Below are 15,261 nucleotides of genomic sequence, written 5' to 3'. Positions count from 1 at the left end.
TCAGCGCTTTCCGCGTTGACCCTCGCTGACTTCCGCCATCAGCGCATCGCTACCCGTCATGCGGCCCACCGTCGCTGAGGCGCCGGGAGCGATCGCGCTGATGGCGGTGGCCGCCCGCATGAGCCACGGAGCGACGGTGATCTCGCCGATATCGCGCTGTACGGCGCGAACCGTCGCCCGTGCCACCTGACCGGACGTCCGGGTCGCCATCCTCGGGACCCGGACACCGGAGTCGGCGAACATCCCGGCGTCCCGAATCGGCCCGGGCAGAACGGATGAGACGCCGACACCGTGAGGGCGCAGATCTTCCCGTAGGGCGAGCGCGAACCCTCTGAGGCCGAACTTGGTGGCGCTGTACAGGGCCATCCGCGCCGATGCCGATCGACCGGACAATGAGGAGAGGAAAACGATATGCCCCGTTCCACGTTCGCGCATTCCGTCGGAGGCGAGCCGAGAGAGCAGGATGGGTGCTCGAAGATTCACGGTCAGAGCGCGGTCGAGTTCTTCGGAGCTGTACTCCCAGGCCAGACCCGACGCGGGGACCGCGGCCGCGTTCACCAGGATGTCGATCGGACCCGCCTCTGCCACGAGTGCTTCGGGGGTTCCGGGGTCGGTGAGGTCGGCCTCGAGGGCCCGGCCACCGACGCGATCAGCGACCTCGCGGAGCGCCGTACCTCTACGACCGGTGAGAACCAGATCGGCCCCACCGGCGGCGAACGCGGTGGCGAGCGCGGATCCCAATCCTCCGGAGGCGCCGGTGATGAGCACGCGGGCCGAGTGAATTTTCATGTGGCCCAGCGTACTCGCGACGATGAGATCGCAACGGGACGAGTGCGGCCATGACCGTGCCATCGGACGAACTCGACGTCGTCGTCATCGGCGCGGGATTCGGAGGAATCGGTGCCGCGATCGCGCTGAAGGGTCTCGGCTACGAGCGTCTGCTGGTGGTGGACCGGGAGGACGATCTCGGAGGCACCTGGCACGTCAATCGGTACCCCGGTTTGACGGTGGACGTGCCCTCGACGACCTTCTCCTACTGGTTCGAGCCCAATCCGAACTGGTCCGGGATGTACGCTCGGGGACCGGAACTCAAAGCCTATGCCGAACACGTGGTGGACAAGTACGACGTGCGTCGCCACATGCGCTTCGCCACGGAGGTCCGCAGCGCCCGGTGGGACGAGGCCGGTGGCCGATGGCACGTGGAGTTCGCCGACGGCGGATCCGTGCGCACCCGGTTCCTCGTGTGCGCGACCGGATTCCTGTCCAAGCCCGCCACCCCGGAGATACCGGGCATCGAGACCTTCGAGGGCACGGTGGTGCATACCGCCACCTGGGATGCCGAGCACTCCTTCACCGGCGAGCGCGCAGCGATCATCGGTACCGGTTCGACGGCTGTGCAAGTGATTCCGGAACTCGCGAAAGAGGTCTCCGAGCTCACCGTGTACCAGCGCACACCCATCTGGGTGATGCCCAAGCTCGACATCCGATTCGCTCCCGTGGTTCGGCGCCTGTTCGCCCGGTACCCGGCCACGCAACGCGCCGTGCGATGGAGCACGGATACCTTCATGGAATTCCTGATGGTCGTGGCGATGTGGCGGTACCGGTGGTTCCGACATCTCAACGTGTCCGCCGCTCAGGCTGCGCGCGCGCACCGATTCCTGTCGATCCGGGATCGGGGCCTCCGCTCGGCGTTGACACCGGCGTACGACTACGGGTGCAAGCGGCCGACCGTCTCCAACGCCTATTACCGCGCGCTGGCGCGACCGCACGTCAACCTCGACACCGCGGGGATCGAGCGGATCGAGCCCCGAGCGGTGGTGAGCACCGATGGAACCCGGCGACTCGTCGACACCCTCGTCCTGGCCACCGGGTTCGACGTCTGGAAGACCAACCTGCCGGCGCTCGAGGTGATCGGCCGGGACGGTCGCGACCTCGGTACGTGGTGGCGGGAGACCAGATTTCAGGCGTACGAGGGCGTCTCGATGCCGGCCTTCCCCAACTTGCTATCCCTCGCCAGCCCGTACTCCTGGGTGGGGCTGTCGTGGTTCAACACCGTCGAATACCAGATGCGGCACATCCGCCGGTTATTCGGCGAGTTGCACCGCCGGGATGCGCGGGTCTTCGAGGTGACCGATGCGGCGAATGCCCGCTTCCTCGCACGCATGGAGCGACTGCTCGACGATTCCGTCTTCGTCCGAGGCGACTGCGCATCGTCGAACTCGTACTGGACCAACGGACGCGGGGAATCGCCATTGTTCCGGCCCACATCGGTCCGCGATGCGGTGCGGTCGCAGGACACCTTCCCCCTCGACGACTACGACTTCCGGTAGGTCGACGCCGGCGGTCCGGTGCGCGGCCGATGAGCTCAGTCGTGCCAGGCGCGTTCGAAGGGCAGACGCCACGCGTTCGGCGCGATCAACTGATGAATCGAGTTCGGGCCCCACGATCCCGGCTCGTACAGCTTGACCGGGGGCGGATCGTCCAACAGGGGAATCGAGCGCTCCCAGAGCGATTCGATGCCCTCGGCCGTGGTGAACAGCGTGTGGTCGCCGTGCATGGCATCGAGGATCAGGCGCTCGTAGGCCTCCAGCACGTCGCCCGCGCGGTCGGTGTCCTCGGTGGAGAACTGCATCGCCAGCTTCTCCAGCCGCATCCCGGGCCCGGGACGCTTGCCGTAGAAGGACAACGACACCTTCGACTCGTCGGCCAGGTCGAAGGTGAGGTGATCCGGGCCCTGCTGTCCGATACCGGAACCCGCGGGGAACATCGACTTGGGCGCCTCCTTGAAGGCGATCGAGATGATCCGCATCCCGGACGCCATGCGCTTGCCGGTGCGCAGGTAGAACGGGACACCCGCCCACCGCCAGTTGTCGATGCGGGCCTTGAGCGCGATGAAGGTCTCGGTGTCGGACTCGGGGTCGACGCCCTCCTCGTGCCGGTAGCCGATGTACTGCCCGCGCACCACATCGTCGGACTGGATCGGCTCCAGGGAGCGGAAGACCTTGTTCTTCTCCTCCGAGATCGCCCGCGGCTCCAACGCCGTCGGCGGCTCCATCGCTACGAAGGCCATCACCTGGAACAGGTGGGTGACCACCATGTCCTTGTACGCGCCCGTCGGCTCGTAGAAGGCGGCCCGGGCGTCGAGGCCCAGGGACTCCGGGACATCGATCTGCACGTGATCGATGAAGTTGCGATTCCAGATCGGCTCGAACAATCCATTGGCGAACCGGAAGGCGAGGATGTTCTGCGCCGCCTCCTTCCCGAGGAAGTGGTCGATCCGGAAGATCTGCTTCTCCTTGAAGGTCTTATGGACCTCCGCGTTCAGGGCGAGCGCCGACTCCAGGTCTTCACCGAAGGGCTTCTCCATGATCACCCGCGACCCCTCGGTGAGCCCTGCCTTCGAGAGCGTGGAGATCACCGACGTCGCGGCCTTGGGCGGCACGCTGAGGTAGAACAGGCGGCGCACGCGCTGCCCGCGGTCGGCACCGAGCTCCTTCTCCTTCTCGGCGACCGCCTTCGCCAATCCCTCCGGGCCGGCGGAGGTGTTCACGTACGACAGATCGGGCGCGAACTCCTTCCACTGCTCATCGGTCAGCTTGCGGGCACCGACCTCGTCGATGGCGGTACGGGCGAACTCCCGGAACTGCTCGTCGGTCATGTCGTCCAGGCTGGTGCCGATCACGCGCATATCGGGCCCGAGCCCGGAGACGGCCAGGTAGCCCAGGCCGCACAGCAGCTTCCGCCGCGAGAGGTCGCCGGTGGCGCCGAACAACACGACGACCGTCGGATCGTGTTCGGGCTGCTTGCGCTTGTTGCCCCCCGAACTGCTCGGGTACGCGATGGTCTGAGCCTCCTGGAGCCGTTCCGCCTTCGCCTCGTCGTCCAAGGGGGCCGTGGGAGCGCTGTCTGCGGGTTCGCCTGTCACCCGTGCATCGTTGCACTCCGGGCCCCGGCGCGCGCGCCGCCCCACCGAGCTCACGCCGGAGTCGGCCCGCCCGTGTCGGGCAGCAAGCGCACCGGTGCCGCCCCCACCAGCAACAACGGATTGAAATAGCGTGCCGCGTGGCCGGATCCCCGACGCAGGCCCCAGTGCAGGCAAACGGCGACAGGACAGCCCTCATGGCCCGCGGCGACGGATCCGATGGCCGTTCCCACTGCGACCTCGTCGCCCTCCGCGACGGCCGGTTCCGCGATGGGCTCGTACGTGGTGAGCAGGCCGTTCGGATGCAGCACCGAGACCACGATGCGGTCGTCGACGCGGCCCACGTGGTGCACCCGCCCCGGTCCCGCCGAGTACACGGCCTGCCCCGCCGCCGCAGCCAGATCGACACCGCGATGACCGGGCTGCCAGCGCTTGTCCGGATTCGCGAACGGCCGGGCGACGGACGGCCGCGGATCCAGCGGCCAGTCGTACCCCGGCGCTGCCCGCGCGGGCGCGGCGGGCAACAGCAGGAGCAGGACGAGGACGACGCGACGCATGCTTCGAGGATGCGCGCCGCGATCCGCGCGGAATGCTCACCGGCGGGGCTCCTGTGGAGGAATCCCGTTCCTCCACAGGAGCCCGCCACCCCGGTTGACGATCAGTCCTCGTCGTACCTACGGGCCGCATTGCGGCGCCATTCGTCGATCTTGCGGCTCACGCCGGTGGCCACATCGGTGACGCCCTGGCCCACCGTGTTCACCGCGGAGGCGCCGTACTCGCGCAGCGTGGTGATCAGCGGGTCGGCGGAGGCGTCGAAGCTCTCCTTGTAGCCCTTGGCGGCGGACTTGAACTCCTCGGCGGGATCGGCCTTTCCGTCATCGGCGCGCGTTGGGTACTCGCCGCCCACGATCCGGCCGTAGTCGCCGCGCTCCACCCATCGATTGAGGTCGGCGGCGCGCAGCACGGAGAAGGGATGCGATTCCAGCTCCAGATTCAGCAGTTTGAGCACGCCGTCGCGGAGGTCCCCCGTGCGCTCGTACTCGGCCGCCTGCGCCAGGAAGCGCTGCGAGTCCATCGCGGCCAGCCGGGTGCCGCCCGCCGTCTTCATGTGCACGCGCAGCGCCACATCCGGATCCTGCACGCACAACAGTCCGGCGCGATCACCCGACAGCTCGGACTTGCGCTGCCACTCCATCAGCGCCGCGACCATCGCCCGCAAGCCCCAGCCGCCGATCGGTACCCACCCGAAACTGCCCGCCAACCGCAGCAGGTGCATCAGCATCGTCCGGTACACGGCGTGCCCCGATAACGCGTGACCCAGCTCGTGGCCCAGGACGAACCGCAGCTCGTCGTCGTCGAGCAGATCGAGCAGGCCCGTGGTGACCACGATGAAGGGCGTGTCCATGCCGATCGTCATGGCGTTCACGGCGGGCGACTGCACCACGTAGATCTCCGGCACGGCCTCGGCGTCGAGAACCTCGGCGCACTGCCGCAGCGTGGAATGGAGCGTGGCGAACTGCCGCTCGTCCGCCCGGACCCCGGAGGCCAGGTAGAGCAGGCGGTGCTGGCGTTCGCGCAGGAGCGCCGAGATGCCCTTGAGCAGGGTGTCGAAGCCCTTGAGGCTGCGCAGCGCGACGAGCGCGGCGCGATCGGCCGGATGTTCCCAGGCGCGGGTACTGATCCCCGGAAGAAGTATTTGTTGACCTGAAGATGTCATGTAGTAAATCTAGCTGGCGAGGGTTGGCGTTCGCTTGGCGACCACGAAAGCCATCAGGGCGCCCACGGCGCACACCGTCATCACCACGCCCAACACCACCGGGTTCCCGCCGATGCCCGCGAACAGCGCCGCCGCTCCACCGAGCACGAAACGCGCCGATCCCAGTGCTGCCGACGCCGTGCCCGCCAGCCTCCCGTGGTCCTCCAGCGCGAGCGCCGCCACCGTCGGCATCACCAGACCGAGGCTGGTCACGGCGACGAACAGCGCGACGATCACGAGCGGGAGCGCATCCGCGGTGAGCGCGAGCAGGGCCGCGCACGAGCCCACCGTCATGCCGGCCAGTCCGGTCCACACCAGAGCGGAGGTGGAGACGCGGCCGACGAGCCTGCCGCCCACCAGATTCGACACCAGTAGGCCCACGGCGTTCGCCGCGAAGACCACACTGAACTGTGTTGCGGTGTAGCCGAAATGCTCCTGGAAGACGAACGCCGACGTGGAGATGTAGGCGAACATGGCGGCGAAGGCGAGGCCGCCGGTCAGGGTGAGCGCCACGAACCGCCGATCCCGGGCCAAGGCGTAGTAGCCCGCGCCCACCGAACGCCAGCCCGAGGGGCGCCGCCCCGAGGCCGGCAGGGTCTCCGGGACCAACAGCGCCGCGACCGCGAGCAGCAGCACCCCGAGGACCGCCAGCACCACGAACAGTCCGCGCCAATCCATGACCCTCAGGAGCTGGGCCCCGGCCAGGGGAGCGACGATCGGTGCCACACCGCTCACCGCCATGAGGGCCGCGATCATGCGCGCCGCGTCGACCCCGTGGAACAGATCGCGCACGATCGCCAGGCTCAGCACGATCCCGGCGGCGCCCGCGAGCCCCTGCAGCAGCCGGGCCGCATCGAGCAGGTACACCGACGGTGCCACGGCGCACAGCAAGGAGCTCGCGATGAACAGCGCCATCCCGGCGATCATCGGCCGGCGGCGGCCGATCGAATCCGACAGCGGGCCCACCACGATCTGGCCGATCGCCAGGCCGATCAGACAGGTCGTCAGGGTCGCCTGGATGGCGGGCTGTGAGGCGCCCAGGTCCTCAGCGGCCGCAGGAAGCGCGGGAAGGTACAGGTCCGTGGTGATCGGGCCGAAGGATGAGAGCGAGCCGAGGATCAGGGCGATCCGGAGCTTCGGCAAGGCCGGGCGATCCATGTCAGTCACTCTTCTCGATCCTTTCTCGCACGAAGTATCACCCTACGCGGACCGCGGTTCGCTCAACGGTCCGCCGGGGCGCTACCGTGGTCCGGTGCAGTGTCTCCTGACGAGTCGACGGTTCGTCGACCAGGTGCAGACGGCCAGCGCGCTCTGTCGCCGCTGACGCCCGTCCGCCCACCCGCACCCTCTTCCTGATTCCAGGACCACATCTCTCTAAGGACGTCTGTCATGTCCACTGCCGCGACCTCGGCGAATGCTCCCTCACGTATTCCTCCGCTATTCAAGAACTTCGGCTTCCAGATCACGGTCGGCCTCGTCGTGGGCGTGCTGCTCGGCCTGCTCGCCCGCCGGATGGGCCCGGCCGCCGACGGGAACGAGAACTGGCTCGCCGGAACCCTCGACACCATCGGAACCAGCTACGTCAAACTGCTGACGGTCGCCGTGGTGCCCCTGGTGGTGACCGCAGTGGTCGCGTCGATCGCCAACCTGCGCAACGTGACCAACGCCGCGCGACTGGCCGCCAAGACGCTCGTATGGTTCGCGATCACCGCGTTCATCGCCGTGGTGATCGGCATCATCCTGGGCCTGGTGCTGCAGCCCGGTGAGCACACCACGGTGACAGGGGAGGGCAAGGCGCCCTCGAGCTCGGGCTCCTGGTGGGCCTTCCTCACCGGCCTGGTGCCGTCGAACTTCCTCGGCCTGCAGGCGAAGCTGTCGAACGGCTCGGTATCGCTGAGCTTCAACGTGCTCCAGGTCCTGGTGATCGCGATCGCCATCGGCATCGCCGCACTCAAGGTGGGTCAGAAGGCCGAGCCCTTCCTGCAGTTCAACGCCTCGCTGCTGGCGATCGTGCAGAAGGTGCTGTGGTGGATCATCCGGCTCTCGCCGATCGGTACCGCCGCCCTGATCGGCAACGCGGTGGCCACCTACGGCTGGAGCTCGATCGGCTCGCTCGGCGCCTTCACGGGCGCGATCTACCTGGGCCTCGCGATCGTCGGGTTCGTGGTGTATCCGATCCTCGTTCGTGCGCACGGGCTTTCGGTCAAGCAGTTCTTCTCCGGAGTGTGGCCCGCGGCGCAGCTCGGCTTCGTCTCCCGCAGTTCGATCGGCACCCTCCCGGTGACCGAGCGCGTCACCGAGCGGAACCTGGGCGTGCCGCGCGAGTACGCCTCGTTCGCGGTACCGCTGGGCGCCACCACCAAGATGGACGGCTGTGCCGCGATCTACCCGGCCATCGCCGCGATCTTCGTGGCCCAGTACTTCCACATCGACCTCCGGTTCACCGATTACCTGCTGATCGTGGTGGTGGCGGTGATCGGTTCCGCCGCCACGGCCGGAACCACCGGCGCCACCGTGATGCTCACGCTGACGCTGTCGACCTTGGGTCTCCCGCTCGCCGGTGCCGGCCTGCTGTTGGCGGTAGAGCCGATCGTCGACATGGGGCGCACCGCGCTCAACGTGACCGGCCAGGCGCTGGTGCCCACGCTCGTCGCGAAGCAGGAGGGCATCCTCGACGAGGACGCCTACAACGCGCCGCGCAAGGACGTCTACGCCGACGAGTCGGCCGAGGAGCGGGTCTCCGCTACAGCGTGAGCACCACCCGCGTCGGCGCAGGCCGGGTCGACGCCTGGGGCGCGCCGGACGAGGACGAGCGCTTCGACGGCGCCGTGCGCTTCCTGCTCGACGGCCTCGCCGCGCGCTTTACCGAACTGAGTCCCGCCACAAGCGGCGCAGCGCGGCGTTCACCTCCGCGGGGTGCTGGGTGTGCGGGTAGTACCCGGGCACGCGCAGTCGCTGGGCGCCGATCCGGTCGGCCACCGCGTCCGCGCAGGCGAGGAGCGGTTCGCCCGCGTACCGCCGGTACTCCTCGGGAGCGTCCTCCCACGTGCCGGTGATGACCAGTGCGGGCCACGGCGCGGCGGCGAGCGGCTGCAGGGGCGGATCCGCCTCCCACACCGGTCGCTCACGCATCGACGTTCCTGCGGCGCGCAGCCGCTCGGGAGTCGGCGCAGGCATCGTCATCCCCATGCCCTCGGTCGAAAGTCGGAGGAACTCGGCCGGATCCAGGTCGAGCGTGCCTGCTGCGGGCCCGGCCTGGACGCGGGCCAGCAGGTCGCGCACCGCCGGGTGATCCGCGGCCGCTTGCAGAGCCGACGGCTGGATCAGGGTCAGCGATCGCACGGCCCCCGGGCGTCGCGCCGCGGCGAGCATCGCCGCGAGTCCGCCGTTCGAGTGCCCGACGAGGTGCGCGCCCTCCGGGCAGGTGTCGAGGAGCGCGACGAGATCCTCGGCGTCCACGTCGAAGTCGCTCCGATCCGGGTCGGGGGACCGGCCGTAGCCGCGGCGGTCCACGAGCAGCAGGCGCCTCTCGTCGGCGAGCGGACGCTGCGCGGCGAAGCCGTACGCGGCGTCGTCACCCCAAGTGAGGACGCCGTGCACGAAGATCGCGGGCGTAGCGCCCCGGCGGCTCGGATCTGTGGGCTGCCAGGTGGTGACGTGGACCGGTGGTGCCATCGCTGCCGGCACTCGCTCAGGCGGGGGCGAACGGTGCCGGCGGACGGCCCTGCCAGATCCGGCGCGACCGTTCCTCCGGATACGGCGCCGTCGTCGACGGGGCGTCGAGGAGTCGGGTGCTCCGCAGATCCGTGTCGTAGCGGGGCCAGCCCGGGTCGCCGGTGGCGCAGAACCGAACCCAGGTGTGGAGCAGCTCATCCGACACCGCGCGCGCCCCGTCCGGCGCGTCCTCGCCGAACAAGAGGACGCCGGTGGGGCAGTCCAGGGTTCCGAAGGCGAGCGGGACGTCGATGCTGTGGCAGGCGCCGTAGACCTCGGAGGCGTACTGCATCTCGAACAGGAACGAGGTGCCTCCCGCCTCGGCGTTCGCCTCCGCGAGCAGCGCCGTCGGCATGCGGAACGTGGCGTCCGAGTACACGATCTCCACCATGTGGTCCGCCGTCGCGTCCGGGTACGCGGCGCGGTACTCGGCGGGATCGCCGGGCGCGAAGCCCTCCAGTGCCGTGGCCGCGTCGTCCTCCGTGAAGGTGCCGCGCAGGCCCATCATGATGCTGAACAGGCGGAACTCGTCGCGCATGTGCCCGGCGAGCAGGTCGATGCCCGGGGCGCCGCCCGAACTGAGCGCGTCCCACGGGGTCTCCGACAGGAGGTCCCCGTCGATGATCGGGCACACGACGATCCCGAGCCGGGCGAGGCGGCCCCATCGTTCCCGGTGGGCGGGGGAGTCGACGCACAGCGCCGTGACCTCCTCGGCGAGACGTTGCGGCGGGACTTCTGCGAACCCCGCCGCTGTCGGCGCGACGCCGAGACGTTCCGCGAGCGCGTCCGTGACCTCCGATGCCAGCGCCGGGGTGATGTTCAGGCCGGGGACCGAATGGGTGATGGCCCGCCGGAACAGGGGCCGCGCCGACGGGATCGTGAGCAGGGCGGCGACCGATCCCGCGCCGCCCGACGTGCCCGAGATGGTCACCGCGTCGGGGTCGCCGCCGAACGCCGCGATGTTCCTCTGGATCCACTCGAGCGCGGCGATCTGGTCGAGCAGGCCTCGGTTCGACGGTGCACCGTCCAGCAGCGCGAAGCCCTCGGCGCCCATCCGGCACTGGACGATCACGACCACGAGGCCCTCGCTCGCGAGCGCGGTGGGATCGAACATCGGGTCCGCCGCGGTGCCGGCCATGTAGCCGCCGCAGGAGATCCACACCAGGACCGGCAGTCCGGAGCCGGAAGACCGGGCGGGGGTCGGGGTGCACACGGTGACGGTGAGCCAATTCGCATCGTCCGACGCCGCCGCCTGCGGACCGGGACCGGATTGCGGAGGCGGGGGACCGAACTCGATCGCTGGCCGGACCCCGTCCCAGTGGGGGACCGGCGCCGGGGCGGCGAAGCGCAGCGCCCCGACGGGCGGCTGCGCGTACGGGATGCCGCGGTAGATCGCGGTGCCCCTGACGTGCTCGCCTTCGACGATGCCCTCGGCGGTGCTGACGCGGGGATGCTCGCTCATATCGATCACCTCTCTGTGGCGTGTCGTCCCCTCGACGTTATCAGCCAGTTGTATTATTTCAAGCGTATTGAAACAGGAGGGGCGGTCGATGCCGAAGCAGGTCGATCATCGAGAGCGCCGGGAGACCATTGCCCGTGCGCTGTGGCAGGTGGTGAACACCCGGGGCGTGCTCCGGCTGAGCCTGCGCGAGGTGGCGAAGGAGGCCGGCATGTCTCACGGGCAGCTCCAGCACTACTTCGCGAGCCGCCAGGAGTTGCTGACCTTCGCCATGGACTTCGCCGCGGAACGGACCGCGGCGCGGGTGGCGAGCGGATTGGCGGAGCTCGGAGACGCGCCGCATCCGCGCGAGGTGCTGCGGCTGACCGTCGCCGAGATGTTGCCCCTCCACGACGACGCGCGGGCGACCAGTCGGATGAGCGCGGCCTACGTCCTGGAAGCGCTGCACGACGAGAACGTGCGCGCGCGCACCCGCGAGGGCATGCTCGCCGGGCGAGCCCAGGTGGTCTCCCTCCTCGCGCAGGCGATCGCGGATGGCAGTATCGACGCCCGGCGCGACCCCGAGGTCGAGGCCGACCGTGTCCTCGCCCTCACCGGCCTGACGCCCCTGCTCGACCTCGGCGTCATCGCCCCCGCGGGAGCCCTGGCCGCCGTCGACAAGCACCTCGAGGAGCTCTTCAGCGAGTGACCGCCGTCTTTGATGACGCTTTGGGAAATGTTTGTTTCGAATTGGTATAACGCCGCCACTGCGCCGATGTACTGGTTACGGTCGGGGCCATGTCGGAGCTGATCGCCACGCTGAACACGTACGTCTGGAGCCCGCCCCTGGTGTTCCTCTGCCTCGGCGCGGGGGTGTACTTCAGCATCCGGTCCCGGTTCGTCCAGGTGCGGCAGATCCCCACGATGATCAAGCAGCTCGTCGGCGGCGAGAAGTCCGACGACGGAGTGAGCTCCTTTCAGGCCCTGGCGATCTCGTTGGCCGGCCGGGTCGGAACCGGCAACATCGCCGGTGTGGCCACCGCCATCGCCTTCGGTGGCCCGGGTGCGCTGTTCTGGATGTGGGTGATGGCCTTCCTCGGCGCGTCCACCTCCTTCGTCGAGTGCACGCTGGGCCAGATCTACAAGGAACGCGACCGGCTCACGGGGGAGTACCGCGGCGGCCCCGCCTACTACTTCTCCCGCGCCTGGGCGCACACCCGATTCGCCCTCGCCGGCCGGGTGTACGGCCTCGCCTTCGCCGCGGTCACTGTGCTGGCCTGCGGGCTGTTGATGCCGATGGTCCAGGCCAACTCGATGGCCGTCGCGATGGACGGCGCCTGGGGCGTGCAGCCCTGGGTGGCCGCGGTCGGCATCGTGATCGTGCTCGCCTTCGTGATCATCGGCGGCGTCAAGCGGATCGCCACCTTCGCCACCGTGGTCGTGCCCTTCATGGCCATCGTCTACATCGCGGCCGCGCTCATCGTGATGGCCTTCAACGCGTCGGCCGTCCCCGAGGTCTTCAAGCTGGTGATCGCCTCCGCGTTCGGCCTGGAGGCGGGAATCGGCGGCGCCGTCGGCGCGGCGATCATGTGGGGCGTCAAGCGCGGCATCTACTCCAACGAGGCGGGGCAGGGAACCGGCCCCCACGCCGCGGCGGCGGCCGAGGTCAGCCACCCGGCGAAGCAGGGCCTGGTCCAGGCCTTCGCCGTGTACGTCGATACCCTCTTCGTCTGCTCCGCCACCGGTTTCCTCATCCTCAGCACCGGCGCTTACCGAGTGTTCGACGGCGACGACCAGACCGCGCCCGTGATCGCCGACGGCGGCGCGCTCACCGGCGACCCCACGGTGGGCCCCGCCTATCCGCAGCAGGGCTTCGACACTGTCTTCAACGGCGCCGGCGCGAGTTTCATCGCGATCTCACTGGCCTTCTTCTGCTTCACCACCATCGTCGCGTACTACTACATGGCCGAGACCAACCTGCGCTTCCTCCTCGGACGCGCGGCGACCTTCGTGATCCCCGGCCTGAACTCGCCGCTCGGGCGCACGCTCACGATCCTCCTACAGGCCCTGATCCTGGTGTCCGTCGCGATGGGGGCGGTCTCCGAGGCCAAGGACGCCTGGGCGATGGGCGACCTCGGTGTCGGCCTGATGGCCTGGCTCAACGTGCTCGGCATCCTCGTCCTGCAGAACGCCGCGTTCGCGGCGCTGCGCGACTTCGAGCGCCAACAGAAACTGGGGATCGACCCGCAGTTCGACCCGGCCGGCCTGGGCATCGTGGGCGCCGACTTCTGGGACAAGCGGGCCGAGGAGCGCCGCACCGATCCCGTCGACGCCTGACCTCGGCGCGTTCGCCGACCTGCGCTGAAACGACGATTTCGCAGGTCGTCGCCCGCGGCGTACACTGGATTCGCGCTCCGTCCCGATGGCGGAGTGACTACGCGTGTTCCCCAGGCGCCCCACGGGCGTGCCGTGCAGCGCGGTCTCCCTCGCACGAGGGAGTGCAGCGCGGCGGAACACCAGGACACCGCGCACCGTCTCGAACCGCTGACCAGTGGATTCGGGGCAGTCGCGGCGTGTGAAACTGCAACTACGAAAGAGGCATCATGGCTGTCGTAACCATGAAGCAGCTGCTGGACAGCGGCGCGCACTTCGGTCATCAGACCCGCCGGTGGAACCCGAAGATGAAGCGTTTCATCTTCACCGACCGCAACGGCATCTACATCATCGATCTGCAGCAGACGCTGACCTACATCGATAAGGCCTACGAGTTCGTCAAGGAGACCGTTGCCCACGGCGGCACCGTGCTCTTCGTCGGCACCAAGAAGCAGGCCCAGGAGAGCATCGCCGAAGAGGCGACCCGCGTCGGTATGCCCTACGTGAACCAGCGCTGGCTGGGCGGCATGCTCACCAACTTCCAGACGGTCCACAAGCGTCTTCAGCGCATGAAGGAGCTGGAGACCATGGAGCAGACCGGTGGCTTCGAGGGTCGCACCAAGAAGGAAATCCTCATGCTCACGCGTGAGAAGAACAAGCTCGAGCGCACCCTCGGCGGTATCCGCGACATGGCCAAGGTTCCCTCGGCCATCTGGGTCGTGGACACCAACAAGGAGCACATCGCCGTGGGCGAGGCCCGCAAGCTGGGTATCCCGGTCATCGCGATCCTCGACACCAACTGCGATCCCGACCTCGTCGACTACCCGATCCCGGGTAACGACGATGCGATCCGCTCCGCCGCTCTGCTGACCAAGGTCGTGGCTTCCGCCGTGGCCGAGGGCGTGCAGGCCCGCGCGGGTGTCGCCGGTGGCGACGCCAAGCCCGAGGCCGGCGCCGGCGAGCCCCTCGCCGAGTGGGAGCAGGAGCTCCTGGAGTCGGCCACCGTCGCCACCGCGGCGGACGAGGCCAAGGCCACCGAGGCTCCGGCCGAGGCGCCCACCGAGACCCCGGAAGCCTGATCGTTTTCCGGTCGCACGACCTTCCCTCTTACGTAAGGAGCCGCATACATGGCGAACTACACCGCCGCTGACGTCAAGCGTCTCCGCGACCTCACCGGGTCGGGGATGATGGACTGCAAGAACGCGCTCACCGAGACCGACGGCGATTTCGACAAGGCCGTCGAGGTGCTGCGCATCAAGGGCGCGAAGGACGTCGGCAAGCGTGCCGGTCGTTCCACCGCCGAGGGCCTCGTGGCCGCCAAGGACGGCGTGCTCATCGAGCTCAACTCCGAGACCGACTTCGTGGCCAAGAACGCGGAGTTCCAGGAGCTGGCCGAGGCCATCGTGACCGCCGCCGCCGCGTCGGACGCCGCCACCGTCGAGGCCGTCGAGGCCCTGACGATCGACGGCGAGACCGTCGCCGCTCGCATCGAGGCCGCCTCGGCCAAGCTGGGCGAGAAGCTGGTCCTGCGTCGCGTCGCTCGGTACGACGGCCCCGTGGCCGTCTACCTGCACAAGCGCAGCTCGGACCTGCCGCCCGCCGTGGGCGTGCTGGTCTCGTACTCGGGCGAGGGTGACGCTGCTGCCGAGGCCGCTCGCGGCGCCGGCATGCAGGTGGCCGCGCTCAAGGCGCGCTACGCCAGCCGGGACGAGGTTCCGGCCGACGTCATCGAGAACGAGCGTCGCATCGCCGAGGAGACCGCGCGTGCCGAGGGCAAGCCGGAGCAGGCGCTGTCGAAGATCGTCGAGGGCAAGACCGTGGCCTACTACAAGGACACCGTCCTCCCCGACCAGCCGTCGGTGACCGACAGCAAGAAGTCGGTTCAGCAGGTGCTGGACGAGGCCGGCGTGAAGGTGCTCGCCTTCACCCGCTTCGAGGTCGGCCAGGAGTAATCCTCCACCGCAGCAACGACCCGGGCCGGACAGTCATCACGACTGTCCGGCCCGCGTCGTTTCCGCCGTCGCACCGATTGCGACACCGTGACCGTGCATCGCGACC

The 15,261-nt window shown here is 69.0% G+C and carries 13 protein-coding genes; 6 read left to right on the top strand and 7 right to left on the bottom strand.

Annotated features, from left to right (window positions below):
• The gene (locus TTY48_RS19530) at positions 1 to 789 is read right to left on the bottom strand and encodes an SDR family oxidoreductase (RefSeq protein ID WP_220659291.1); all 789 of its coding nucleotides are present in this window, start codon (positions 787 to 789) and stop codon (positions 1 to 3) included.
• A 50-nt stretch (positions 790 to 839) separates the two neighbouring features.
• On the opposite strand from TTY48_RS19530, the gene TTY48_RS19525 reads away from it, so the two are divergent.
• Positions 840 to 2,330, top strand: a complete 1,491-nt coding sequence (locus tag TTY48_RS19525; protein WP_220659290.1) for an NAD(P)/FAD-dependent oxidoreductase — start codon at positions 840 to 842, stop codon at positions 2,328 to 2,330.
• A 35-nt stretch (positions 2,331 to 2,365) separates the two neighbouring features.
• On the opposite strand, the gene zwf is transcribed toward TTY48_RS19525, so the two are convergent.
• The 4 genes from zwf to TTY48_RS19505 all read right to left on the bottom strand — a co-directional run bounded on the left by zwf (position 2,366) and on the right by TTY48_RS19505 (position 6,836).
• On the bottom strand, positions 2,366 to 3,886 hold the full coding sequence (gene zwf, locus TTY48_RS19520) for a glucose-6-phosphate dehydrogenase (RefSeq protein WP_220659639.1): 1,521 nt from the start codon (positions 3,884 to 3,886) through the stop codon (positions 2,366 to 2,368).
• Between the two features lie 89 nt (positions 3,887 to 3,975).
• Positions 3,976 to 4,479 carry a M23 family metallopeptidase gene (locus tag TTY48_RS19515; protein ID WP_220659289.1) on the bottom strand — a complete coding sequence of 168 codons (504 nt, stop codon included), beginning with the start codon at positions 4,477 to 4,479 and terminating at the stop codon, positions 3,976 to 3,978.
• Positions 4,480 to 4,580: 101 nt separating this feature from the next.
• Positions 4,581 to 5,639: a M48 family metallopeptidase gene (locus TTY48_RS19510; RefSeq protein ID WP_220659288.1), complete on the bottom strand. Its 1,059-nt coding sequence runs from the start codon at positions 5,637 to 5,639 to the stop codon at positions 4,581 to 4,583.
• Positions 5,640 to 5,648: 9 nt separating this feature from the next.
• The gene (locus TTY48_RS19505) at positions 5,649 to 6,836 is read right to left on the bottom strand and encodes a multidrug effflux MFS transporter (protein WP_255585890.1); all 1,188 of its coding nucleotides are present in this window, start codon (positions 6,834 to 6,836) and stop codon (positions 5,649 to 5,651) included.
• Between the two features lie 231 nt (positions 6,837 to 7,067).
• On the opposite strand from TTY48_RS19505, the gene TTY48_RS19500 reads away from it, so the two are divergent.
• Positions 7,068 to 8,432: a dicarboxylate/amino acid:cation symporter gene (locus tag TTY48_RS19500; RefSeq protein WP_220659286.1), complete on the top strand. Its 1,365-nt coding sequence runs from the start codon at positions 7,068 to 7,070 to the stop codon at positions 8,430 to 8,432.
• A gap of 108 nt (positions 8,433 to 8,540) precedes the next feature.
• Here the strand turns inward: TTY48_RS19500 and TTY48_RS19495 are convergent, their stop codons facing one another.
• Entirely contained in the window at positions 8,541 to 9,353 is an 813-nt protein-coding gene (locus TTY48_RS19495; protein ID WP_220659285.1) for an alpha/beta fold hydrolase, read from the bottom strand.
• A 16-nt stretch (positions 9,354 to 9,369) separates the two neighbouring features.
• Entirely contained in the window at positions 9,370 to 10,854 is a 1,485-nt protein-coding gene (locus TTY48_RS19490; RefSeq protein ID WP_220659284.1) for a carboxylesterase/lipase family protein, read from the bottom strand.
• 88 nt (positions 10,855 to 10,942) lie between these two features.
• Between TTY48_RS19490 and TTY48_RS19485 the strand changes: the two genes are divergently transcribed.
• The 4 genes from TTY48_RS19485 (at position 10,943) to tsf (ending at position 15,155) form a co-directional block, all read left to right on the top strand.
• The gene (locus tag TTY48_RS19485) at positions 10,943 to 11,539 is read left to right on the top strand and encodes a TetR/AcrR family transcriptional regulator (protein WP_220659283.1); all 597 of its coding nucleotides are present in this window, start codon (positions 10,943 to 10,945) and stop codon (positions 11,537 to 11,539) included.
• A gap of 89 nt (positions 11,540 to 11,628) precedes the next feature.
• Positions 11,629 to 13,167: a sodium:alanine symporter family protein gene (locus TTY48_RS19480; protein ID WP_220659282.1), complete on the top strand. Its 1,539-nt coding sequence runs from the start codon at positions 11,629 to 11,631 to the stop codon at positions 13,165 to 13,167.
• A gap of 266 nt (positions 13,168 to 13,433) precedes the next feature.
• Positions 13,434 to 14,282, top strand: a complete 849-nt coding sequence (gene rpsB, locus TTY48_RS19475) for a 30S ribosomal protein S2 (protein ID WP_220659281.1) — start codon at positions 13,434 to 13,436, stop codon at positions 14,280 to 14,282.
• A gap of 48 nt (positions 14,283 to 14,330) precedes the next feature.
• Positions 14,331 to 15,155 (top strand): translation elongation factor Ts, encoded by an 825-nt coding sequence (gene tsf / locus TTY48_RS19470; protein ID WP_220659280.1) that lies wholly within the window; start codon positions 14,331 to 14,333, stop codon positions 15,153 to 15,155.
• Positions 15,156 to 15,261: the final 106 nt, after the last annotated feature.

Origin of the sequence: Tsukamurella sp. TY48 (assembly GCF_019656655.1) — a bacterium.
Lineage (GTDB): Bacteria > Actinomycetota > Actinomycetes > Mycobacteriales > Mycobacteriaceae > Tsukamurella > Tsukamurella strandjordii.
The sequence above is the reverse complement of the archived record's forward strand: the minus strand, read 5'-3'. Positions and strand labels throughout refer to the sequence as shown.

Coding starts and splice junctions, on each gene's coding strand:
- TTY48_RS19510 (WP_220659288.1), bottom strand. CDS start 5,639: ATGACATCTTCAGGTCAACAAATACTTCTTCCGGGGATCAGTACCCGC.
- TTY48_RS19495 (WP_220659285.1), bottom strand. CDS start 9,353: ATGGCACCACCGGTCCACGTCACCACCTGGCAGCCCACAGATCCGAGC.
- TTY48_RS19525 (WP_220659290.1), top strand. CDS start 840: ATGACCGTGCCATCGGACGAACTCGACGTCGTCGTCATCGGCGCGGGA.
- TTY48_RS19530 (WP_220659291.1), bottom strand. CDS start 789: ATGAAAATTCACTCGGCCCGCGTGCTCATCACCGGCGCCTCCGGAGGA.
- TTY48_RS19490 (WP_220659284.1), bottom strand. CDS start 10,854: ATGAGCGAGCATCCCCGCGTCAGCACCGCCGAGGGCATCGTCGAAGGC.
- TTY48_RS19480 (WP_220659282.1), top strand. CDS start 11,629: ATGTCGGAGCTGATCGCCACGCTGAACACGTACGTCTGGAGCCCGCCC.
- TTY48_RS19500 (WP_220659286.1), top strand. CDS start 7,068: ATGTCCACTGCCGCGACCTCGGCGAATGCTCCCTCACGTATTCCTCCG.
- TTY48_RS19515 (WP_220659289.1), bottom strand. CDS start 4,479: ATGCGTCGCGTCGTCCTCGTCCTGCTCCTGCTGTTGCCCGCCGCGCCC.
- TTY48_RS19505 (WP_255585890.1), bottom strand. CDS start 6,836: ATGGATCGCCCGGCCTTGCCGAAGCTCCGGATCGCCCTGATCCTCGGC.
- rpsB (WP_220659281.1), top strand. CDS start 13,434: ATGGCTGTCGTAACCATGAAGCAGCTGCTGGACAGCGGCGCGCACTTC.
- tsf (WP_220659280.1), top strand. CDS start 14,331: ATGGCGAACTACACCGCCGCTGACGTCAAGCGTCTCCGCGACCTCACC.
- TTY48_RS19485 (WP_220659283.1), top strand. CDS start 10,943: ATGCCGAAGCAGGTCGATCATCGAGAGCGCCGGGAGACCATTGCCCGT.